The sequence below is a fragment of the Spiroplasma endosymbiont of Sarcophaga carnaria genome (assembly GCF_964019595.1).
GTDB lineage: Bacteria > Bacillota_I > Bacilli_A > Mycoplasmatales > Mycoplasmataceae > Spiroplasma > Spiroplasma poulsonii.
Genome location: NZ_OZ026456.1, coordinates 396,319 through 419,377, shown reverse-complemented (window position 1 = coordinate 419,377; position 23,059 = coordinate 396,319). Strand labels below are relative to the sequence as shown.

The 23,059-nt window shown below is 24.1% G+C and carries 29 protein-coding genes and 1 pseudogene; 18 read left to right on the top strand and 12 right to left on the bottom strand.

The genetic code is table 4. The annotated features are described in order from the left end of the window. Positions 1 to 44 precede the first annotated feature (44 nt). From AACK91_RS02590 to AACK91_RS02525, 14 genes and pseudogenes are all read left to right on the top strand, one after another. A complete protein-coding gene (locus AACK91_RS02590) occupies positions 45 to 668 on the top strand; it encodes an ABC transporter ATP-binding protein (protein WP_338966563.1) in 624 nt (207 codons plus the stop codon). Then, a complete protein-coding gene (locus AACK91_RS02585) occupies positions 658 to 1,179 on the top strand; it encodes a hypothetical protein (RefSeq protein WP_338963870.1) in 522 nt (173 codons plus the stop codon). The genes AACK91_RS02590 and AACK91_RS02585 overlap by 11 nt, the downstream gene beginning before the upstream one ends. 8 nt (positions 1,180 to 1,187) lie before the next feature. Continuing rightward, complete coding sequence (locus tag AACK91_RS02580) at positions 1,188 to 1,532, top strand: hypothetical protein (protein ID WP_338963868.1); 345 nt, start codon at positions 1,188 to 1,190, stop codon at positions 1,530 to 1,532. A 1-nt stretch (position 1,533) separates the two neighbouring features. Continuing rightward, positions 1,534 to 4,221: an endo-beta-N-acetylglucosaminidase gene (locus tag AACK91_RS02575; protein ID WP_338963867.1), complete on the top strand. Its 2,688-nt coding sequence runs from the start codon at positions 1,534 to 1,536 to the stop codon at positions 4,219 to 4,221. 7 nt (positions 4,222 to 4,228) lie between these two features. Beyond that, positions 4,229 to 4,585: a hypothetical protein gene (locus AACK91_RS02570; RefSeq protein WP_338963865.1), complete on the top strand. Its 357-nt coding sequence runs from the start codon at positions 4,229 to 4,231 to the stop codon at positions 4,583 to 4,585. 432 nt (positions 4,586 to 5,017) lie between these two features. Continuing rightward, a complete protein-coding gene (locus tag AACK91_RS02565; RefSeq protein WP_004027793.1) occupies positions 5,018 to 5,167 on the top strand; it encodes a hypothetical protein in 150 nt (49 codons plus the stop codon). Beyond that, positions 5,167 to 5,418, top strand: coding sequence for a hypothetical protein (locus AACK91_RS02560; RefSeq protein ID WP_338963863.1), 252 nt, complete (start codon positions 5,167 to 5,169; stop codon positions 5,416 to 5,418). Before AACK91_RS02565 ends, AACK91_RS02560 begins: the two co-directional genes overlap by 1 nt. A 309-nt stretch (positions 5,419 to 5,727) precedes the next feature. Then, on the top strand, positions 5,728 to 6,177 hold the full coding sequence (locus tag AACK91_RS02555; protein WP_338963860.1) for a DUF3627 domain-containing protein: 450 nt from the start codon (positions 5,728 to 5,730) through the stop codon (positions 6,175 to 6,177). 138 nt (positions 6,178 to 6,315) lie between these two features. Beyond that, complete coding sequence (locus tag AACK91_RS02550) at positions 6,316 to 6,519, top strand: DUF2649 family protein (protein WP_338963845.1); 204 nt, start codon at positions 6,316 to 6,318, stop codon at positions 6,517 to 6,519. A 49-nt stretch (positions 6,520 to 6,568) separates the two neighbouring features. Continuing rightward, complete coding sequence (locus AACK91_RS02545) at positions 6,569 to 7,531, top strand: hypothetical protein (RefSeq protein WP_338963848.1); 963 nt, start codon at positions 6,569 to 6,571, stop codon at positions 7,529 to 7,531. Next, positions 7,524 to 7,844 carry a hypothetical protein gene (locus AACK91_RS02540; protein WP_422397271.1) on the top strand — a complete coding sequence of 107 codons (321 nt, stop codon included), beginning with the start codon at positions 7,524 to 7,526 and terminating at the stop codon, positions 7,842 to 7,844. Before AACK91_RS02545 ends, AACK91_RS02540 begins: the two co-directional genes overlap by 8 nt. After that, entirely contained in the window at positions 7,844 to 8,080 is a 237-nt protein-coding gene (locus tag AACK91_RS02535) for a hypothetical protein (protein WP_338963850.1), read from the top strand. The genes AACK91_RS02540 and AACK91_RS02535 overlap by 1 nt, the downstream gene beginning before the upstream one ends. An 11-nt stretch (positions 8,081 to 8,091) precedes the next feature. Then, a complete protein-coding gene (locus tag AACK91_RS02530; protein WP_338963858.1) occupies positions 8,092 to 8,400 on the top strand; it encodes a hypothetical protein in 309 nt (102 codons plus the stop codon). Beyond that, positions 8,393 to 10,651, top strand: a pseudogene (locus AACK91_RS02525) (spiroplasma phage ORF1-like family protein). The gene AACK91_RS02530 and the pseudogene AACK91_RS02525 overlap by 8 nt, the downstream one beginning before the upstream one ends. Here AACK91_RS02525 and AACK91_RS02520 read toward each other — a convergent pair. The 10 genes from AACK91_RS02520 to AACK91_RS02475 all read right to left on the bottom strand — a co-directional run bounded on the left by AACK91_RS02520 (position 10,643) and on the right by AACK91_RS02475 (position 16,198). Then, positions 10,643 to 11,434, bottom strand: a complete 792-nt coding sequence (locus AACK91_RS02520; RefSeq protein WP_338963855.1) for a spiroplasma phage ORF1-like family protein — start codon at positions 11,432 to 11,434, stop codon at positions 10,643 to 10,645. The pseudogene AACK91_RS02525 and the gene AACK91_RS02520 sit on opposite strands and share 9 nt — an antisense overlap. A 272-nt stretch (positions 11,435 to 11,706) precedes the next feature. Beyond that, positions 11,707 to 12,669, bottom strand: a complete 963-nt coding sequence (locus AACK91_RS02515) for an IS1/IS1595 family N-terminal zinc-binding domain-containing protein (RefSeq protein ID WP_338963247.1) — start codon at positions 12,667 to 12,669, stop codon at positions 11,707 to 11,709. A 46-nt stretch (positions 12,670 to 12,715) separates the two neighbouring features. Then, positions 12,716 to 12,886 (bottom strand): hypothetical protein, encoded by a 171-nt coding sequence (locus AACK91_RS02510; RefSeq protein WP_338963852.1) that lies wholly within the window; start codon positions 12,884 to 12,886, stop codon positions 12,716 to 12,718. A gap of 11 nt (positions 12,887 to 12,897) precedes the next feature. Continuing rightward, positions 12,898 to 13,134 (bottom strand): hypothetical protein, encoded by a 237-nt coding sequence (locus tag AACK91_RS02505; RefSeq protein WP_338963850.1) that lies wholly within the window; start codon positions 13,132 to 13,134, stop codon positions 12,898 to 12,900. Next, positions 13,134 to 13,454: a hypothetical protein gene (locus AACK91_RS02500; RefSeq protein ID WP_422397271.1), complete on the bottom strand. Its 321-nt coding sequence runs from the start codon at positions 13,452 to 13,454 to the stop codon at positions 13,134 to 13,136. The genes AACK91_RS02505 and AACK91_RS02500 overlap by 1 nt, the downstream gene beginning before the upstream one ends. Beyond that, on the bottom strand, positions 13,447 to 14,409 hold the full coding sequence (locus tag AACK91_RS02495) for a hypothetical protein (protein ID WP_338963848.1): 963 nt from the start codon (positions 14,407 to 14,409) through the stop codon (positions 13,447 to 13,449). Before AACK91_RS02495 ends, AACK91_RS02500 begins: the two co-directional genes overlap by 8 nt. A gap of 49 nt (positions 14,410 to 14,458) precedes the next feature. After that, the gene (locus tag AACK91_RS02490) at positions 14,459 to 14,662 is read right to left on the bottom strand and encodes a DUF2649 family protein (protein ID WP_338963845.1); all 204 of its coding nucleotides are present in this window, start codon (positions 14,660 to 14,662) and stop codon (positions 14,459 to 14,461) included. A 138-nt stretch (positions 14,663 to 14,800) separates the two neighbouring features. After that, positions 14,801 to 15,250, bottom strand: coding sequence for a DUF3627 domain-containing protein (locus AACK91_RS02485; protein ID WP_338963843.1), 450 nt, complete (start codon positions 15,248 to 15,250; stop codon positions 14,801 to 14,803). A gap of 571 nt (positions 15,251 to 15,821) precedes the next feature. Continuing rightward, positions 15,822 to 16,049: a hypothetical protein gene (locus tag AACK91_RS02480; protein WP_004028563.1), complete on the bottom strand. Its 228-nt coding sequence runs from the start codon at positions 16,047 to 16,049 to the stop codon at positions 15,822 to 15,824. After that, positions 16,049 to 16,198, bottom strand: coding sequence for a hypothetical protein (locus AACK91_RS02475; RefSeq protein WP_004028165.1), 150 nt, complete (start codon positions 16,196 to 16,198; stop codon positions 16,049 to 16,051). Before AACK91_RS02475 ends, AACK91_RS02480 begins: the two co-directional genes overlap by 1 nt. Positions 16,199 to 16,701: 503 nt before the next feature. On the opposite strand from AACK91_RS02475, the gene AACK91_RS02470 reads away from it, so the two are divergent. Beyond that, positions 16,702 to 17,787: a DDE-type integrase/transposase/recombinase gene (locus AACK91_RS02470; protein ID WP_338963828.1), complete on the top strand. Its 1,086-nt coding sequence runs from the start codon at positions 16,702 to 16,704 to the stop codon at positions 17,785 to 17,787. A gap of 183 nt (positions 17,788 to 17,970) precedes the next feature. Here the strand turns inward: AACK91_RS02470 and AACK91_RS02465 are convergent, their stop codons facing one another. Next, positions 17,971 to 18,933, bottom strand: a complete 963-nt coding sequence (locus AACK91_RS02465) for an IS1/IS1595 family N-terminal zinc-binding domain-containing protein (RefSeq protein WP_338963247.1) — start codon at positions 18,931 to 18,933, stop codon at positions 17,971 to 17,973. 241 nt (positions 18,934 to 19,174) lie between these two features. On the opposite strand from AACK91_RS02465, the gene AACK91_RS02460 reads away from it, so the two are divergent. Continuing rightward, entirely contained in the window at positions 19,175 to 19,528 is a 354-nt protein-coding gene (locus AACK91_RS02460) for a hypothetical protein (RefSeq protein WP_338963826.1), read from the top strand. Between the two features lie 177 nt (positions 19,529 to 19,705). Here AACK91_RS02460 and AACK91_RS02455 read toward each other — a convergent pair whose 3' ends face one another. Then, entirely contained in the window at positions 19,706 to 20,539 is an 834-nt protein-coding gene (locus tag AACK91_RS02455; RefSeq protein WP_338963824.1) for a hypothetical protein, read from the bottom strand. Positions 20,540 to 20,685: 146 nt separating this feature from the next. On the opposite strand from AACK91_RS02455, the gene AACK91_RS02450 reads away from it, so the two are divergent. Next, positions 20,686 to 21,648, top strand: coding sequence for an IS1/IS1595 family N-terminal zinc-binding domain-containing protein (locus tag AACK91_RS02450; RefSeq protein WP_338963247.1), 963 nt, complete (start codon positions 20,686 to 20,688; stop codon positions 21,646 to 21,648). Between the two features lie 221 nt (positions 21,649 to 21,869). Next, positions 21,870 to 23,057 carry a hypothetical protein gene (locus AACK91_RS02445; RefSeq protein ID WP_338963822.1) on the top strand — a complete coding sequence of 396 codons (1,188 nt, stop codon included), beginning with the start codon at positions 21,870 to 21,872 and terminating at the stop codon, positions 23,055 to 23,057. Positions 23,058 to 23,059 lie beyond the last annotated feature (2 nt).

The window sequence follows — 23,059 nt, the reverse complement described above, 5'->3', positions numbered from 1 at the left end:
AATTATGTTTTAAAAGATATTAATTTAGAGATTAAAGAAAGTGAATCAGTTGCTTTTTAGGAGCAAATGGGAGTGGAAAAACAACTTTAGTTGAAATTATTTCTGGTGTTTTAAAACCTTCAACTGGTAAGGTAATGTTTTTTAATGACAAATATGAAAAGATTAAAAAAACAATTGGAGTACAATTTCAAGATGGCTATTGACCATCAGGAACAACCCCAATTGATTTAATTAAATTTTATAAAGGACGTGGTTATTTAACAACTTTAGAGGGACAAACGTTAATTGATGCTTTTGAGTTGAAGAATTTGTTGAAGAAAGAAATTTCATCTTTGTCTGGTGGGCAACGTCAACGTTTTAATTGTTTTTTATCAATTATAAATGATCCAGAAATTCTTGTTTTAGATGAATTAGTTACAGGGTTGGATTTAAAAATGCAAATTAAACTTGTTAATTTCTTAAAAAGGTGAAAAGACGAAAAAAAAATTAATTTATTAATTGTTTCACATACACCAGAAGAAGTTGAATTACTTTGTGATCGTGTTTTACTTTTAAAAGATGGTGAAATTTATAGTGACCAGCCAATTACAGAAATTATTAAAAATAATGGTAGTTTACGGAAAGTGTTAGTTAATTATTTTGAAGATGTTGTTGGATATGAATCATAAAATCCAGTTTAATCTTAAACCATTATTTTCAAAATTAAATAAAACTAATAATTTATTGTTTAAAACTATTTTTACAAATCCTCACACATATATGTTTGTTTTTCTTTTTTCCGTTATTTTGTCCGCCATTTGTTCATGGTTTTGAAATACTTATAGTTATTATGCTGTTTTACCACCAGTTTTAATTAGTTTTTTGTCCGTTTCGGTTTTTACTAGTAGTTTTTATTTAGGAATTTATTTATTAGAATGACGAAAAAAGAACTTTTTAAAACGAATTAAACTAATTAATTTAACAGAATATAATGTTATTTTTGTTATTTTTTTATTAAATTTAACATTATCAATAATGTCAATCTTATTAAATATTGCGTTATATAATTTGTATGCTTTAATTCCAATTTTTGGATTTAGAATGGCGTTATTGTCAAATATTAAGCCATTCATTTGAGTTTTATATTTTTTTGGAATTATTTTGTTTACTTTTTTTCTAACTGTTTTGTATGTTTTTTAGCAACCGCATTGTCAAGTCGTAATTTGTCATTTGCAATCTTAGCCATTGTTACCTTATTTTTTATTATTTTTTCAGATGTAATAATTCAGCCGACAATTACTAATCATCATTGATTTTTTATTATCATTGGCTACTTGTGCCCAGCCAAATACTTTATTTGATTTAATATGCTAATTACATCTTATCATTTTATGGATCCGTTAGGAATTAGTCAAATTATCCAGGACTATAATACGGTTTCTTTTATTACATTTACTAATCTTTGACAACCATTACTGGGGATGATTGTTTTTACTGGTTTATTTGGATACTTGGCAAAACATTGTTTTAACTGGGGAATGAAAGGAAAATAGGATGAAAAAAATATTTACTTATTTGGGGTTATTTACATTAATAACAACCCCCGTTACTTTAACTGTTGCTTGTACGATTGGAAATCTTGATGGCAGTAGTTATTTAAAAAGTTTACCTAATTTTAATTGAGAGAGTTCAGAATATGGTGATGGTCTTTTATTTAATAATCAAAATTCACAAAATATTTTAAATCATAAAAGTGATCAAGTTGATTTAGGAACCGTTAATCCTCAATATTTAAATTCGTATTTAGATTATTCAAAATTTAGTACCGGATTTCAATGGGATCAAAATATTCGGAAACAAGCGGTAACTGGTGTACCATTAAACAAAGGTTTTATGCCAAATGGTAATTATGTAGCTGATTTTGGAATTACTTCAGCTGCCCAAAAGTACTTACGCCTTAATTCAATTTTAAATTGAGATCCAGCAACAGATTATGATGCAAAATATAATCAAGGGCAAATCCCATTACAACAGCGAACTTTTGTTGCAACGTCTAATTCAAAACAACAAAATCAGAATGTTAATTATAATCAGTTAGGATTTTCGTCACGAAAACACCGAACTTTTGATAATACAATTGTTGGTACAAAAAATCCTTTTGAAAATACTAACTTAAACTGACAATATGTAAATGAATTTATTAATTGATCAGGTTCATGATTTGAAGGACCAATCATCCCACCGCCTGCTGATGTCATTGATGCAGTTCATATTAATGGAACCCCAATTTATGGTAATGTTTTTTTAGATGATTATCATGGGTTAACTCGAGAAATGTTAAAAGATTTTTTAGCGCGTAATGCTGATGGAACATATAAAATTGTTGATATCTTAATTAAAATTGCAAAATATAATGGTTTTGATGGATGGTTTATTAATAATGAAGCAAATGGGAGTTTTCCAAATGGAACCATTTTAGATTATAATGAAATGTATCAAATTTTAAAAGAATTTAATTATAAGGTTGGGATCGCCACTGACCCAGATGTTAAAAAATTACAAATAATATATTATCGAAATGATGCAACTGTTTCAAAAAGTGCAACTGGTTATGATGATGTAGAAACGGTTAAAATGACAACAACTGGTTATCCACGAAATGGGGTTATTACCCCAACACAAGTACAATTAAATTTTGGAGAAACACCAGATAAAACGAGAGCATTTTTAAAAGAAAATCCAAATTACCATCCATCGGATTTGTATACAATGATTGATGAATGATCAAATGCAAAATATTGTGGGACATATGATTTTCGCCAGTTAGCTTATGCTTTATCAGCTACGAGTGGCCGACCAACATTTGATCCAAATGTTTATACAAGTTTTTCATCATATATGGATAGTGGGACTTCTATTTTTTGAAACTATGCTTATAATTGAATTAAAAAACAAGCCTTTTATGATGAAGCAAGAGCCTTTCTATTTGCAACACAGGTTTTAAATTTATTTAATATGATTCATTACTCAGGAACAAATATGTTTATTAGTGATAAAGATAAGGGTTTACAAGCAAATAGGTTATGCAATGATTATACTAAGTTAGATCCCAAGTTTGATTTCATCGCATCAGCATTTGCAGCTGATCCACGCATTAAAGTAAACAATAAGGGACCAATTAATGATTTTCTTAAACAAAATATTTATGATTACGAATCAAATAATGGTTATAATTCAACTAGTTTTGGGGTTGGTAGTTTAGTACAAGAAAGAACAACATTATTTGATGAAAATCAAATTTTAAATAAATCAACTAATTTTTCAATGGGGAGTGGAATTAAGTTTGTTGATCGTGATGAACAAGGAAATGCTGTTGTAGCAAATGATTATCCTTGAACAAACCGCCGATTAACAGATGTTCTTCCAACTTATCAATGGAAAATTTATGATGAAACAAAAAAGGAACAGCCTCTAAATATTAATGATATTACTGGGATGTATGATTACGATAATGTTTATAAAAAAGGAAATTCAATTGCGATTGGTAGTGGTTTTGATGGTTTAGGAAAAGTTTTACCAGCGAAATGAGATCAAACCAAAGTTTATGACTGAGATATTATGGTAACTAATTTAAGTAGTAATCAACATCAAGTTAGTTTTATTTATTATGATGGTTCAAATAATAACAGTAATGCTGAAGTTAACTTTTGAATTACAACAACTAATCAAACAACAGGAGCATCATCGGGGCAAACTTTTAGCCCAACCAAAACGGAAAAATTAAAAGATGGGTGAGTAAAAATTTCATTTGATTTAAACCACATTGGAAATGTTACGAAAACAAATCGGATTTCAAAAATTGGTTTACAAATTCGACCACAAACCAAGAATTTTAAATTTAATGTTGGTGAATTTAACATTGCAACTGCGACAAATCAGCAAACCAATAGTGTTGATATTACTAATCCAGGAGTTGAATATGCCATTAAACGACATAATTTAACTAATGAATGATTTAACCTTCGTTTTAGTTGAAAAAGTCAAAATGTAAATAATCTTAATTATTATGCAATATATTATTTTGCAGATAATAAATGATATAGAGTTGGTGAAACAACACAAAATTATTATTTTTTAAAAGATTTAACAATTACTCAGCAAATAATTCAGTTGATGATTAAACCCGTTTATAATGATAACATTGCTACGACAGGTTTTGTCTTTAATGTTCGGGTATCATAAGGAGGCATTGATGAAAATTAGTCAAAATTATAAGATGTTTAATCGTTGTATTAGTTATATGTTTAAAACGATTTTAAAAACATCACGAACGTATATTTATATGGTTGTTGCCCCAATTATTTTAATTACTTTTGTTTATTTCTTTTGATATCAACAAATGTTAAAAACAAGTCGTTATATTATGATTTCATCATTTACTCTAATTCCTGCTTTGTTTTTGTTATTTCTAGGTTCATTTATCATTTGTGAATGACGAGATTCGGTTTTTTTAAAATATTTAAAAAATTTTGGTTTAAATAAACTTCAGTTTATGGCAGCTTTATTAATTGTTTTATTTACGATTACTTTTGTTTTATTTGGTTAATAGTGGGTTATTTATTCTTAATTGACTTAACCCATCAAGAGCATATTGTTCAAAATTGATTTAATTTTATTACATTATTTTCACAATGATTTGGTTGACTTTTTGGCATTATTTTAAATATTTTGTAGAAACCACACACATTTTGTACTTTTGTGGTATTTACATTTTTAGAAACAAATTTTATTAATATTTTAAATAAGGAGTTGAAATTATGCAAACAAAGCAATATTTTATTTTACGGTCCTTAGTAACTAAGTATGGAAAAGATAATGTTATTAATACGGTAAATAATATTGTAATTAATAATGAAAAAGAAGATGAATAAATTATCCGCGTAATTTATTAGCGGTAATTTATTCAATATAGTTTATTTTGAGCGTAGCTAACACGCGAAGCGTGCCGCGAAAATTAGATTTTTAGGAGGAATAAGTTATGCCAGTTTGATTAACGACAATTTTTAGTGTTGTTATTATATTAGGTATTTTTGCGTGAATTGGTTTATCAATTTATCAAAAAATTCGCCAAATTCGAGGAAAGAAAAAAGATAAAAAAGAAATTGAAAATAAGGAGGATAAAAAATAATGTTAGGTATGTATTTAACAACAGCAATTAATTTTTTAGCAGTTGGTGATAAACCTACTATTTCAGATGGAATGGGTTCTATTTGAAGTGGTTTAGGGCAAGCAATGATGAAAGTTAAAGAAGCAATTTATGCTGTATTACCACAATTAATGACCTTTTTAGGTGATGCGTGAATTATTTTAATTCCATTTGGATTATTTATTATTATTAAGATATTAAACTTTTTCCGTCATATGGTTAAAGGATTTTAAAAGTATATTACTCTATATTCAAAGTATTTTAACAAAAACTAAGGCACACTAGTTTATTTATTTATTTTTTATTAATTTATTTTATATAACTATTACTTTAAAACTTAATAGTATTTTTCAGTGTGCCAATTTTTATTATTTTATATATTTAACATTGTTAATAACATTGTTTATTAAACATTAAATAAGCAATATATAAACATTATGTATAACATTGTTTGTTTTTATCAGTAAATAAGCAGTATATAAACATTAAATATAACATTGTTTAATTAAACAAATATTTATATTAGTTAGGAGTTGATAAAATTGAGTAATTTTGTTAAGAAAAATCAAAATATAGCAAATTATTTTATTTCTAAGGAACTTATCCCTTTTGAAACAGATAAAGCAAGTTTTATAAATTTACCTAATCACAATCGTAATATTGGTTTTTGGTTGAGTAATAAGTTTATTTATCCGAGTGAAAAACACTCAGAACAAGTAGCAATCGGTTTGATTTATGATAATTCTTATCGTATTGTAAAATATGATGAAAATTTAAAACAACATGATTGAAAATTTTTAACTGGAACAGAAATAATTGATTTGTATAATCAATATAAACAAAACTATTTTACGCGTATGCATAAAACATTATTTCAAAATGAACCTAAAAAAGTAAAAACAAATAACAATAATAATTTAATAAATTGAAGTGATGAAAAAGTAGAACAATTAATTCGCGATTTAGAAGAATTAGATAATGAGTTTATATAATTATTTAGTTCAATTTGTTAGTTATATTATTGGCTCAAATGCACCTGAATTTTTATATGTTATATCGTTTGTGTTATTTATCATTTTATTTTTTGGAATGTTTTTTAAACTTATTCAGAAAATGTGGAGTTTTTAAATATGCAAAATGATTGAGAAAAATTAAAAGAGTTTTTTATTAATGTCTTTTTGTTTATAGATAAAACGAATGTTGAAACTATTACAACTTGAAATTTAACTCAAAATGAATATTTAACTCTTATGATTGGCATTTGAATTGTAATTTTGTTTTTAACTTGGTTCTTATTGTGAATGATTTTTAAAATAATTGGGTATTTTAAGTAATGAAAAAGTTTGCATTTTTTTAATAAACTTTTGTTATATTAGTGGTTCAATGGTTTTGTTTAGTCTAATTGATTTGTTATTTTGAATAATTTCATTAAATTATACTGGTTTAGTATTTTGATTATTATTTGCTTTGCAATGTGTTTATTTTGTATGATGAGTTTGAAAAAATATATTTTATCAGTTAAATGTTTTTCGTTTAGTTTACTTTATTTGAGATAATCCGTTATCATTAATTATTGGTAAATTAGGAACTGGTAAAACATTACTTTTAACTTTTTTATCACAAGTTATGAAACTTTTAACGAAGAAAATTTATAGTAATTTTCCAATTGAAGATGATGCAATAAAACTTTTAACTTTTAATAATTTAGATTTTACTGATAGAACCAAATTAGTACCACCAGATGATAGTTTAATTTTATTTGATGAGAGTTTTTTATATATTGATGTAACTAGTCCCCACGAAGTTAAAAAAGTTCATAGTGGTAAAAGTGTGTGGATTGTTTTAGCAAGACATTTTAAAAATAGAGCAATTTTTACCGTACAGCGTGAAGGTATGATGTGAAATAATATTCGTCATTTAGCGAGTGGTATTATTATTCCGATTTCATTGAAAAAACCCGTTAAGTCAAAATTAGGTAATATTTTTAATCGTAGTTTTGTTATGCGAATTGGTATTTTCCAAGATATTACAGATTATGAAATTTGAAAAACAAAATCAGTAGAACGAACAGCCGAATGTAAACGAGCAAAACATAAGTCGGATGTTGGATTAGGAATTCGGTTTTTTAAGATAATTATTCCGCTTGAATTTGCACAGAAATATGATAGTCATTGATTAAGTTTTGTTCGTGATTTAAAAAATGATGAAGTTATTAATAAAAAAGAATACTTTTGAAAAGATATATCAAAATTAAACAATAAACAACGCTTAGAATTGTTTGATATTGATATTTTGAAAGAAAATTTAAAAGCAAAAAAAGGGAAAGGAAAGATAAAAAATGAGTAATTTATTAAGTGAAAGCGTTAATAACGATAATTGAAATAAGATTTTTAGTTTTATTTTTGATACTTTTTTATTTGTTTTTGATGTTATTTGAAATACTAAATTACCAATGACAAATATAACGATTGCTTATTTTTTAATCTTTTTTATGGTTATTAAATTATCAATTTATGCGATTCACGGAACAAGAACGCAATATAACGAATTAGGTTCAACTGTTAAAAACAGTACATCAAAATTGTATGCTTCAACAGTACGTGGTGTTAAAAAAGCACATAAGGCTAATAAAAATGGTCAGTGAAAGGAAACAGATTAATGATTAGATTAGTTTTATTAGTTGCTGCAATTGCTATTTTTGGTACTGGTTTTATTACGGTGATTATAAATCAATTAACATCAGCAAAAAATATTATTATGGATTTATATAATTCTGATACTTGATTATTATCTATTTTTGGCAAAATGGCGATTTTATTTAGTCATCCGTTAATGTTAACAATATCAAGTTTATATATTATTGGTTTTATTATTTCAAAAACATTATATAGTTAGGAGTTAAATTTATGAAAAGTAATGTAGAAAATAAAAAAGAAAAGAAACAAAATGGTTTGTTTATTTCTTGGATTGATTTAATTTTATATTTTATTATTAGTTTTTTATTAGCGTTTGTGTGTATTTTAGATACAGTTTTAACGATTAGCGAATTAAAAGAAAAATATAGTGGTATAAATGGTTTTATATTTTATGGTTTGTGATTTATTATACTATGAGATATTTTAATAATTCATTATTTTTATGGTTATTTATTTAATAAAATTATTAAATTAATAAAAGAACATCGTAAAAATAAGTTGGTAGAGAATAATGCGTAAGTTTTTAGTATTATTTTCTTTTGTACCAATTTTATTGATTTCTTTTTTCTCGTTAGGGGCAATGACATTACAACAAAACCATAAATCACAACAAACAACAGAAAAAGTAAGAACAAAACGGAGTGCAGAAACTGGTATAAATGAAACTGATTTTATTAATACGATGTTTTTACGCAGCACTTTTTTTGAAAACTGGTCTGAAACAAATTACTTTATTAATCCAACTCTAAAAACATCACAAACATTAACTTATAATGATAAATGATACTTAGATTTTTTAAAGGATAGTTATTCAACTGGTGTTTCTTATGATAAACCAAGTGATAAATTTATGGATTTATATAAAAATTGAGATACTTATGCTAAACAGTATAACATTGATAAATTTTATGATGTTGATAAAAAACAATTTTTAAGAGAATTAACAAATTTTTCTTATTCTTTTGCTAAGTATTTTAATACAGTTGAAATTATTAATAAATTAGAAAAAAATGTTGATAATTTGCAAATTGTTAATTTGGTTCATCAAAATTGAAAATTAGTTAATGGATTTATAAATGAAAAAAATAATGATAGTAAAAAGTATATTGGAATTGTTAAAATTGAAAATGGTTGAAAAATTATAAAATGAACAGGGAAAAATATTGAATGAAAATATCAATATAAAGCAATTTATCGTTGAGATCGTTTAAATGAACCTAATTTACCAGAAATAGATAATAATACTGGTAAATTAATTTTTTGAACTGATAATCATTATCAAAATACTCGTTCTTTTTTACTTAAATATATTGATGTTATTATTCAAGAAAATATTAGAGTACAGCAAGGCGGTAATCCCGATTATGAGAGTTCCATTGTTGGAACACAACGAATAATATTTGATTTTGAAATTGTTGATGAAAGTGAAAGATATACTGCCATGTATTTTATTAAAAAATCAATTTATCGGATGATTTTAACGATTGATAAAAATAATAACATCATTGCTGGAAGTTTATAACTAACACATACTAAGATAGCGAGCAATGATACATCTCATTTTTATAAGGAAATTAAATTAGGTTTTTTGTTTACTTTTATGAAAGAAAAAGATTATATATTTAATTTTGAAGTAAATACTAATTCATATTTAGAAAACGGAGATATTAAATATTATTATGAAAAAATGAAAGGACAAATTGATATTAATAAATTTTTAAAATCTTTTTTTGCATATGCTTTGGTACATGTGTTTCAAAATCGGAGTAATTTTATTTAAAGTGGTTATATTGATGGTTTACAATATGATACTGTTTTAATTAACTTTTTTGGTTTAAAATTAGAAAATTTTAAAGATGTTATTTTAGATAAAAATGGAAAGTCAATAAAATATTTTGATGACTATAATAATTATATTTATAAATTTGAAAATAATAAAAAAGTTTTAAAAACCGAAGTAGAGAAAAAAGAATTTGAAGAACAAAAGAAAAATTTTTTAGTTTATTATGATAAATTTAAAGAATTATTAAACAGTATGTTTACGGTTTCCCAAAATTTTTATAAAGATTATTTACGAACAATTTTTGATTTAGAAAATGATACTTATGTACAAGGATATAATAAAAAATATGGTTTATTAGCAAATAATGGTTTTAAAATTTACCCACGATATTTTTATTTTTCTGATAAATATAAATTATTAGATTTTAAGATGTATTCTGCTTATAAAAATAGATTTTATAACACAAATTATGGAGATGTATTTAATTATGATTTTTCTGTATCAAATGATTATAATATTAATCAAAATGAGGGTTATGTTTTTGAAGGTTCTTTAAAAGATAAATACGGTTTAAAATACAAAAAAATTGAAGAACAAAAAATTGGTTATAATGTTTTTGAATTACAAGCACAAAAAGAAAATGATATGTATCGTTATTATGATTTTAATTTTGGGATTTATAACTGACAAGAAATTAATAATGGTGGATTATTTCCCGATAGTCAATGATGACAAGCACAATATGAAAGTTGTGGTTGATATAATTTAGCGTGTCATATCAGAAATGCCGCAATTTGAATTGTAAATAATATTCCCGGTGTTAAACAAGTAAACGAATTAGCAAGCGGTGTTGGTAAAATATTTCAAAAAATATATAGTTTTTTTAGTCAAACATTTGAAGTATGAAAATTTAGTCCAGCATTATATAGCACAATAACTAATTTATTCTTATTAATTATATTTATGAAATTTGTGCGATTAATATAAAAATAGACTAAATAAGTCTATTTTTTCATTTCATTTTAATATTTTACCTGTATTATTATCTATTTCTGGTAAATTAGGTTCATTTAAACGATCTCAACGATAAATTGCTTTATATTGATATTTTCATTCAATATTTTTCCCTGTTCATTTTATAATTTTTCAACCATTTTCAATTTTAACAATTCCAATATACTTTTTACTATCATTATTTTTTTCATTTATAAATCCATTAACTAATTTTCAATTTTGATGAACCAAATTAACAATTTGCAAATTATCAACATTTTTTTCTAATTTATTAATAATTTCAACTGTATTAAAATACTTAGCAAAAGAATAAGAAAAATTTGTTAATTCTCTTAAAAATTGTTTTTTATCAACATCATAAAATTTATCAATGTTATACTGTTTAGCATAAGTATCTCAATTTTTATATAAATCCATAAATTTATCACTTGGTTTATCATAAGAAACACCAGTTGAATAAATATCCTTTAAAAAATCTAAGTATCATTTATCATTATAAGTTAATGTTTGTGATGTTTTTAGAGTTGGATTAATAAAGTAATTTGTTTCAGACCAGTTTTCAAAAAAAGTGCTGCGTAAAAACATCGTATTAATAAAATCAGTTTCATTTATACCAGTTTCTGCACTCCGTTTTGTTCTTACTTTTTCTGTTGTTTGTTGTGATTTATGGTTTTGTTGTAATGTCATTGCCCCTAACGAGAAAAAAGAAATCAATAAAATTGGTACAAAAGAAAATAATACTAAAAACTTACGCATTATTCTCTACCAACTTATTTTTACGATGTTCTTTTATTAATTTAATAATTTTATTAAATAAATAACCATAAAAATAATGAATTATTAAAATATCTCATAGTATAATAAATCACAAACCATAAAATATAAAACCATTTATACCACTATATTTTTCTTTTAATTCGCTAATCGTCTTTAATTTTGTCGAAAACTCTTGATGAAATAAAAAAAATCATCAATATGACAATTTGAAAACTAATTTTGTGTAAGATTATGATTTTGCTTTAAATTTTTTAAACGTTAAAATATAATACCGTTGATTGTTGGTTTGGTGTTAAACCTTTGTGTTGGTATTTTCATTTTCAGAGCTTTAAATAATTTTGAATATTAGTGAAACCCAAACCATGATAATGAATTAAGGCTTCTTTAAGACTGGATTGTAATTTACTAATCTTATTTAACTTTTGATAACTAGTATCAGGGTTTGTACTAGTTTTGGTGGAATATAGAGTAGAATTTGTTTGTTTTGCTACTAATAAATATAGTGGTTGCATATCAGAAATAATTATTGATTTTTCTTTAATTAGTTGCTTATTCATATTTTCAATAATCCATTGTTTTTGTAATCTTTTGGTATTGGTGGATTGAACAAAAATATTATTATTGCTATCAACTGCCATTTGAATACAGCATTTGGTATCAGTTGAAAATGGATCGAGATGAGTTTTTCGTTTATCAAATTTATCTTTAAAATTGCCTTTATGAATTTCTTTAATAAATGTTTCATCCATTTGGATTTGACCATTTAATTTTTTAAATTTTAACTGTGTATTTTCTAATTGTTTTGATTGCATTAATTTTTGTCGATTATATCAAGCGGTTTTTGGGGTTGTTTTAATAAAACGAGAAATTATTTTACTAGATTGTCCTAACAATGAAATTTGAATTAATAAATTTCACTGTTCATAATTTAAATGACTTCAATAAGTAAAATGATGACGAAATGCATCAAAACTAGCACGACATTTTTTACATAAATATTTTTGTTTTCCTTCGGAATTATGACCATTTTTAACACAATGAAAAGATTTGCAATTAGGACATATAATGCCTTTATCTCTAAATTTTTGATCAATTTCATTTAAACGTTTTTGTTTTTTAATTAAGTCTGCTTGTTGTTTTATTTTTTCATAAAATTCTAAAAATTGATCATCTGTTAAGCTATTTATTAATTCTGTAATTATTTTTTTCATCATTTATTTACCTCCATATATTAAAAATATACCTAATTTTAGGTATATTTTATAAATATCAAGAGTTTTCGACAAAATTAAAGCTAATCGTTAAAACTGTATCTAAAATACACACAAACGCTAATAAAAAACTAATAATAAAATATAAAATTAAATCAATCCAAGAAATAAACAAACCATTTTGTTTCTTTTCTTTTTTATTTTCTACATTACTTTTCATAAATTTAACTCCTAACTATATAATGTTTTTGAAATAATAAAACCAATAATATATAAACTTGATATTGTTAACATTAACGGATGACTAAATAAAATCGCCATTTTGCCAAAAATAGATAATAATCAAGTATCAGAATTATATAAATCCATAATAATATTTTTTGCTGATGTTAATTGATTTATAATCACCGTAATAAAACCAGTACCAAAAATAGCAATTGCAGCAACTAATAAAACTAATCTAATCATTAATCTGTTTCCTTTCACTGACCATTTTTATTAGCCTTATGTGCTTTTTTAACACCACGTACTGTTGAAGCATACAATTTTGATGTACTGTTTTTAACAGTTGAACCTAATTCGTTATATTGCGTTCTTGTTCCGTGAATCGCATAAATTGATAATTTAATAACCATAAAAAAGATTAAAAAATAAGCAATCGTTATATTTGTCATTGGTAATTTAGTATTTCAAATAACATCAAAAACAAATAAAAAAGTATCAAAAATAAAACTAAAAATCTTATTTCAATTATCGTTATTAACGCTTTCACTTAATAAATTACTCATTTTTTATCTTTCCTTTCCCTTTTTTTGCTTTTAAATTTTCTTTCAAAATATCAATATCAAACAATTCTAAGCGTTGTTTATTGTTTAATTTTGATATATCTTTTCAAAAGTATTCTTTTTTATTAATAACTTCATCATTTTTTAAATCACGAACAAAACTTAATCAATGACTATCATATTTCTGTGCAAATTCAAGCGGAATAATTATCTTAAAAAACCGAATTCCTAATCCAACATCCGACTTATGTTTTGCTCGTTTACATTCGGCTGTTCGTTCTACTGATTTTGTTTTTCAAATTTCATAATCTGTAATATCTTGGAAAATACCAATTCGCATAACAAAACTACGATTAAAAATATTACCTAATTTTGACTTAACGGGTTTTTTCAATGAAATCGGAATAATAATACCACTCGCTAAATGACGAATATTATTTCACATCATACCTTCACGCTGTACGGTAAAAATTGCTCTATTTTTAAAATGTCTTGCTAAAACAATCCACACACTTTTACCACTATGAACTTTTTTAACTTCGTGGGGACTAGTTACATCAATATATAAAAAACTCTCATCAAATAAAATTAAACTATCATCTGGTGGTACTAATTTGGTTCTATCAGTAAAATCTAAATTATTAAAAGTTAAAAGTTTTATTGCATCATCTTCAATTGGAAAATTACTATAAATTTTCTTCGTTAAAAGTTTCATAACTTGTGATAAAAAAGTTAAAAGTAATGTTTTACCAGTTCCTAATTTACCAATAATTAATGATAACGGATTATCTCAAATAAAGTAAACTAAACGAAAAACATTTAACTGATAAAATATATTTTTTCAAACTCATCATACAAAATAAACACATTGCAAAGCAAATAATAATCAAAATACTAAACCAGTATAATTTAATGAAATTATTCAAAATAACAAATCAATTAGACTAAACAAAACCATTGAACCACTAATATAACAAAAGTTTATTAAAAAAATGCAAACTTTTTCATTACTTAAAATACCCAATTATTTTAAAAATCATTCACAATAAGAACCAAGTTAAAAACAAAATTACAATTCAAATGCCAATCATAAGAGTTAAATATTCATTTTGAGTTAAATTTCAAGTTGTAATAGTTTCAACATTCGTTTTATCTATAAACAAAAAGACATTAATAAAAAACTCTTTTAATTTTTCTCAATCATTTTGCATATTTAAAAACTCCACATTTTCTGAATAAGTTTAAAAAACATTCCAAAAAATAAAATGATAAATAACACAAACGATATAACATATAAAAATTCAGGTGCATTTGAGCCAATAATATAACTAACAAATTGAACTAAATAATTATATAAACTCATTATCTAATTCTTCTAAATCGCGAATTAATTGTTCTACTTTTTCATCACTTCAATTTATTAAATTATTATTGTTATTTGTTTTTACTTTTTTAGGTTCATTTTGAAATAATGTTTTATGCATACGCGTAAAATAGTTTTGTTTATATTGATTATACAAATCAATTATTTCTGTTCCAGTTAAAAATTTTCAATCATGTTGTTTTAAATTTTCATCATATTTTACAATACGATAAGAATTATCATAAATCAAACCGATTGCTACTTGTTCTGAGTGTTTTTCACTCGGATAAATAAACTTATTACTCAACCAAAAACCAATATTACGATTGTGATTAGGTAAATTTATAAATGAAGCTTTATCAGTCTGAAAAACTATGAATTCTTTACGAATAAAATAATTCTCTATATTTTGATTTTTCTTAACAAAATTACTCAATTTTATCAACTCCTCTTTTAATTAAATTTTCATTATATTTATAAAAATATGTTGCATATAAAAATTGAATATATATAATGAAAATATTTAAAGTTAATATAATTAAAATTGAAACATGAAATATTAAATCTCCTTTATCTAATGAATTGTTTAAATATCTTGTAACTAAATAATATAAAACTCAAATTACAAAAGATAAAATAATAGAAACAAACAATGAAACCAAAATAGTAAATAATAAATTAGTTTTATTAATTTTCATAAGATAATCTCCTAACTAAATATTTATTTAATAAACAATGTTATATTTAATGTTTATATATTGCTTATTTATTGATAAAAACATTGATTATTAACAATGTTATACATAATGCTAATATATTGTTTATTTAATGTTTAATAAACAATGTTATTAACAATGTTAAATATATAAAATAATAAAAATTGGCACACTGAAAAACACTATTAAATTTTAAAGTAATAGTTATTATAAAATAAATTAATAAAAAATGAATAAACTAGTGTGCCTTAGTTTTGTTTAAAATAACTTAGAATATAGTATTATATTCTATTAAAATCCTTTAACCATATGACGGAAAAAGTTTAATATCTTAATAATAATAAATAATCCAAATGGAATTAAAATAATTCACGCATCACCTAAAAAGGTCATTAATTGCGGTAAAATACCATATACGGCATCTTTTACTTTACCCATTGCATTACCTAAACCAGTTCAAATGGAATTCATTCCATCACCAAAACCGATTTTTGTAACTGTTTCAGTTAATAAATTCATTATTTTCTATCCTCCTTTTTTTCAAGTTCTTTTTTTTCTTTTTTCTTACCTTGAATTTGTCGAATTTTTTGATAAATTGATAAACCAATTCACGCAAAAATACCTAACAAAATCAAAATACTAAATATTCATGTTAATCATACTGGCACGATATAACTCCTTTCATAAATTAAAAAATTGAAATTTGCAAACTCGCTCCGCTCGTTGTCGCTTTGCTCCACTTAAAAAACATTATTGAATAAATTATCCGCTAATAAATTACGCGGAATAATTTATTCTTTTACTTTTTAATTTCAATATCTTTTACAATCTTATTGACAGTATTAATAACAATATCTTTACCATACTTTTTCACTAATGACCGCAAAATTAAATATTGCTTTGTTTGCATAATTTCAACCTCCTATAATTAACTTAAAAAAGTTAACTAAATTAATAGTTAACTTTTTATGATTTGGCATTTACAATTTACAAGTAATAAAACTACAATTTTTACATTTTTTTAAATCTTCGGCTAGGTTTATTAAGTCATGCATAATATTTTCTCTTCTTTCTTTATAAATTGTAAATAATAACTAATAAAAAGTTAATTAATTTCAAAATGTTATAATTAGCATAATTTAATATATATTTTTAAGGTGGGTGTAAATTAATGAAATATATTATTAATAACTCTAATTTAAGCGATTTACAAGCAAAATTGCAAGATTTTTTAAGTAAAAATTATAAAAATAAATATTATAAAAGAATAAAAACAAAAATATTTGCATATATTAATTTATGTAAGGAGTTTTTTCTTGAAACTAAGTTGTTATTAAAAGATTTAATTAAAAAATATTTTAAAAATAAGTTTTCAACTTTTTATTACTGAGCAAATAAAATTTTACTTGCATATGCAAATAATAATTTTGAAGATTTATTATTAAAATCAACAGTTCCTAATAATATTAATTATCAATATAGTAATGATGTTCGTGAAAATATCTGTGATTTATATTTTGAATATTCTGATAAACGTGCTGGTGGTGTTTTATCTTTGTATTATAATTTAAAAAAAGGAATTAATGGTGAAGAATTAAAAAATAAAGCACCTAAAAATTTAAAAACATTTTTTCGTTGACTTAAAAAAGATAAGCGTTGATTAAAAATAAAAAATAAAATTAAAGAAATTAAAAGACAACATCCAAGATATGAAGTTAAAGAATTAGGATTATTACAAATGGATGCTAAATATTTTATGCCAAGTAAATTTCCAGTTGAAAAAAAGTATTATGTTTATGATTTTATTGATGAAAGAATTAGAGGAGTATTCGGTTATATTTATGATAAATTATGTACTGAAAATGCTATTGATGCTGTTAAAAGAGCAATTATTGATTTTAAAAAAATATTTGGTATTAAAATAACACGGATTAGAACTGATAACGGTTCTGAATTTATTAATAGTCATCGTAATAATCAAAAAAGTAGTGTTAAAGAAACTACTTTTACTCAATTTTTAACAGATAAAGATATTTTGCATCAGACAACACCGGTTCGTTCTCCACAATCAAACGGTAAAATTGAAAGATTTCATCAAAATTATACTAAGTTATTTGTATTTGGTGAAAAAATATTGGATTCAGTTAGTTTACAAAATAAATTAAATGATTACTATTATTTTTATAATTTTGAAAGAGTGCATAAATCTTTGAATTTTCAGACACCATTTCAATTTTTAACTAATTTAACTAAATAATTTAAAATTTATAAAGTTTTATTTAAACTATTTTTTAGTGTACCAATTTTATAATTTTTATTTATATATTTATCATTTTTAATCTTTAATTTTGTCGAAAACTCTTGATGAAATAAAAAAAATCATCAATATGACAATTTGAAAACTAATTTTGTGTAAGATTATGATTTTGCTTTAAATTTTTTAAACGTTAAAATATAATACCGTTGATTGTTGGTTTGGTGTTAAACCTTTGTGTTGGTATTTTCATTTTCAGAGCTTTAAATAATTTTGAATATTAGTGAAACCCAAACCATGATAATGAATTAAGGCTTCTTTAAGACTGGATTGTAATTTACTAATCTTATTTAACTTTTGATAACTAGTATCAGGGTTTGTACTAGTTTTGGTGGAATATAGAGTAGAATTTGTTTGTTTTGCTACTAATAAATATAGTGGTTGCATATCAGAAATAATTATTGATTTTTCTTTAATTAGTTGCTTATTCATATTTTCAATAATCCATTGTTTTTGTAATCTTTTGGTATTGGTGGATTGAACAAAAATATTATTATTGCTATCAACTGCCATTTGAATACAGCATTTGGTATCAGTTGAAAATGGATCGAGATGAGTTTTTCGTTTATCAAATTTATCTTTAAAATTGCCTTTATGAATTTCTTTAATAAATGTTTCATCCATTTGGATTTGACCATTTAATTTTTTAAATTTTAACTGTGTATTTTCTAATTGTTTTGATTGCATTAATTTTTGTCGATTATATCAAGCGGTTTTTGGGGTTGTTTTAATAAAACGAGAAATTATTTTACTAGATTGTCCTAACAATGAAATTTGAATTAATAAATTTCACTGTTCATAATTTAAATGACTTCAATAAGTAAAATGATGACGAAATGCATCAAAACTAGCACGACATTTTTTACATAAATATTTTTGTTTTCCTTCGGAATTATGACCATTTTTAACACAATGAAAAGATTTGCAATTAGGACATATAATGCCTTTATCTCTAAATTTTTGATCAATTTCATTTAAACGTTTTTGTTTTTTAATTAAGTCTGCTTGTTGTTTTATTTTTTCATAAAATTCTAAAAATTGATCATCTGTTAAGCTATTTATTAATTCTGTAATTATTTTTTTCATCATTTATTTACCTCTATATATTAAAAATATACCTAATTTTAGGTATATTTTATAAATATCAAGAGTTTTCGACAAAATTAAAGTTTTTAATGATATTTTTTTATTTTAAATTATATATTTTATTATTTTTTCTTGTTTTCTTGCAATCTCCAAAATGTGTGTGGTATACCACATTATTTTAAATATTTTAATAATGTTCTTCTTAGTGTTTTTAGTTGCTGGTTCATTAAAAAATATTTACATTGTGCAAACGATTAATATATTAATTTTTATTTTTTCGTTATTGTTCGGTGATTTTTTAATTGATTTATCGTATGCAACAACAACACCAGCAATTATCATTGGTTATTTTATTCCACAAAAATATATTACTTGAATTGTTTATATATTTTACACACAAAGTAATTATAATTCGAATGGGTTTTTCTTAATTGTCCCTTCTGTTGATCGGAACTTAGCACTTACATCAATTTACCAACCAATTTTTGGAACTTTAATTTTTATTAGTACAATTAGTGTTGGTTCATACTTTGCTTTTGTCACTAGATTTAAAAGGTATGGTTTACTGGTTTTTACCAGTAAACCCTTATTTATTTAACCTTTATTACTGAAATCTTTTTTGCTTCAGAAAATTACTTTCTTTTTTAAAGAAAGGTTTTTATTATGGTAAAGTTAACAAAACAAGATCGAAAAAGGACATTAAAAAATAATTAAGATGAGTAATAAATAGATTATTCGACAGTATTAATTTTATTTATTTACATAAAAAAATGCATTATTTTGAATAATGCATAACATAAGTGTTGAAATATAAATCTTGTGGCTTAAAACCTAGTTCTTGGTATAGGGGCACTTTATCAATTGGAGCAACTATTCCTACACTTTGATATTTTGCTTTTTGGGCTTGATTTAATAAATGGTTTAACATTTTTTTCTCATCATTAGGGTGTTCGTTATCATAACTAATAATTTCACCAATCACAGCAAGTGCTGCTTCAAAATAAATAATACCAGTTACTATTGGAACATCATCTTTTTTTAATGTTGCAACATAACAAAGATTACAAGTTTGGTCCAAAGCAGCAGTACTTGTTGGTGTTGGTAAATCTTTTAACGGTAATTCATTGTCATTAACAATCTTAAGATTATTAGCACTGGTAAGTTTCGTATCATTAATTTCTTTTAAAGCTTTTAGATCTGTTGCAGTAATAAATTTTTCATTTTCTGATAATTCAACTGTTGTGGAAAAGGTTGTGAGATTTAATAACATTCCGTTCCCAGTTCGCCAATGATTTAATCCGCTTTTTTTAAAAAATGATCGTTCACCCTGAGTATTATCAATTGTAATGGTACATCAGATGAAGGGTGTTTTTTCTGAATAAAATTCATCAATAATTTCACCAGCTTTTGCGAATTGTTCTGATGTTGTTAAATGAAAACTAACAACCCCATTAGTGCTATCTTTTAGTTTGCGCGTATCAATTTGGTAAAATAAATTACTGTTATCAAACTTTGTTATTTGCAAATCATTATCATGCTTAGGGTCAATGTTGTAATTTATATAACTCACAATTAACTGGTTTAATTTTTCATTGTTAAAATTAAACATTTTAAATCCCCCTCTTTATTTGAATATAATTTTATCACTTTTTCTAAACATAGAAAGTCTTTTTATCTTTAATTTTGTCGAAAACTCTTGATATTTATAAAATATACCTAAAATTAGGTATATTTTTAATATATGGAGGTAAATAAATGATGAAAAAAATAATTACAGAATTAATAAATAGCTTAACAGATGATCAATTTTTAGAATTTTATGAAAAAATAAAACAACAAGCAGACTTAATTAAAAAACAAAAACGTTTAAATGAAATTGATCAAAAATTTAGAGATAAAGGCATTATATGTCCTAATTGCAAATCTTTTCATTGTGTTAAAAATGGTCATAATTCCGAAGGAAAACAAAAATATTTATGTAAAAAATGTCGTGCTAGTTTTGATGCATTTCGTCATCATTTTACTTATTGAAGTCATTTAAATTATGAACAGTGAAATTTATTAATTCAAATTTCATTGTTAGGACAATCTAGTAAAATAATTTCTCGTTTTATTAAAACAACACCAAAAACCGCTTGATATAATCGACAAAAATTAATGCAATCAAAACAATTAGAAAATACACAGTTAAAATTTAAAAAATTAAATGGTCAAATCCAAATGGATGAAACATTTATTAAAGAAATTCATAAAGGCAATTTTAAAGATAAATTTGATAAACGAAAAACTCATCTCGATCCATTTTCAACTGATACCAAATGCTGTATTCAAATGGCAGTTGATAGCAATAATAATATTTTTGTTCAATCCACCAATACCAAAAGATTACAAAAACAATGGATTATTGAAAATATGAATAAGCAACTAATTAAAGAAAAATCAATAATTATTTCTGATATGCAACCACTATATTTATTAGTAGCAAAACAAACAAATTCTACTCTATATTCCACCAAAACTAGTACAAACCCTGATACTAGTTATCAAAAGTTAAATAAGATTAGTAAATTACAATCCAGTCTTAAAGAAGCCTTAATTCATTATCATGGTTTGGGTTTCACTAATATTCAAAATTATTTAAAGCTCTGAAAATGAAAATACCAACACAAAGGTTTAACACCAAACCAACAATCAACGGTATTATATTTTAACGTTTAAAAAATTTAAAGCAAAATCATAATCTTACACAAAATTAGTTTTCAAATTGTCATATTGATGATTTTTTTTATTTCATCAAGAGTTTTCGACAAAATTAAAGCTTTTTATTAAGATTTAATATTATTTCCTAATCTTTTTCGTTATATTTACTTGTGATTTAGGGCAAAAAGGGCTAGAATATAAGTATTATATTGACTGTGAAGGAGTTTTGGCATATTTAAATGGAATACCCGGGTACATTTTTATTTACGTTTAGCTACGTTAATTTTACTGAGCTTATTTCTATTACTTGATTTAATAATGGCAATTTATTATCCACAACCAAAATTTGCCCATTTGGGGGTTACGGAGAACGGGTTTCAAATTATTATTCATTTTTTACAACGCAAACAAACTATATTGTCGCCTTATATTTTTTCTTATATTTATTTGAATCAAAATTTAAAAATACAAAGCCGCATTATATTATTCAATTAGCAGTTACAACATACATCACTATTACAATGTTAGTTTTTTGGATTGGAATTGTTGGTCAAAAAGATCAAGCGCATCAGTATCGTCCTTATCACTTGGTTGCAACAATTATTTTACACTTAATTATGCCAGTAACAATGATTACTAGTTATGTTTTAACATCAGGTGACCATTATTACTATTATGAAGATCATCATAAAAAATATTTATGATTAATTATGTTATATATGGTGTTGTATTTAACAATTATTCTTTTACGGGGGACTTATCGTCATTTAGATGGTAAAGATCCGAGTACATTATTTCCATACTTTTTCTTAAATTATTTCCAGCCCGGTGGGGATATTATGGTTGCCACCGCGTTGGTTGTCATTTGTGTTGTTGCCGTGTCATTACAATACTTTTATATTTTTATTAATAACTTATTGTACTTCCGTTACTATCGTAATAAGAATGTTAAAATTGTACCAATTCAATATGTGATGCACACTAATAAGGTCACAATCACTGGTTTTATTATTGGTATTATTGTGTTAACTTTTAACATTGGAATCAATATTCTTTATGTTATTTCTGCTTCGCTGCATAAAATTGTGGATGATACAAGAAGTATTGAAATTATAAATCAATATCAAATTGATGACCATGTCTTAATTGCCTTTATTTTTATTTCCTTCTTAGCTTTAATTGGATTTATTACTTGTTTTGTTTTTGCATTACGTGGTAAAATTGGTGCACGAATTGCTGGCGCATTATTAATGATTGCATTGATGTTCTTTACATGAATTTGAGTTGTTGGACCAATCTTCTGTTTAGTTACAGCGTTAATTATTTTCAATGGATATGAGAAAGTAACGGACATTACATTAGTAGAAACACATAATTTACGCCAATTGAAAAAAACAAGAAAGGCACAGAAAAAGTTAGCTAAATAACA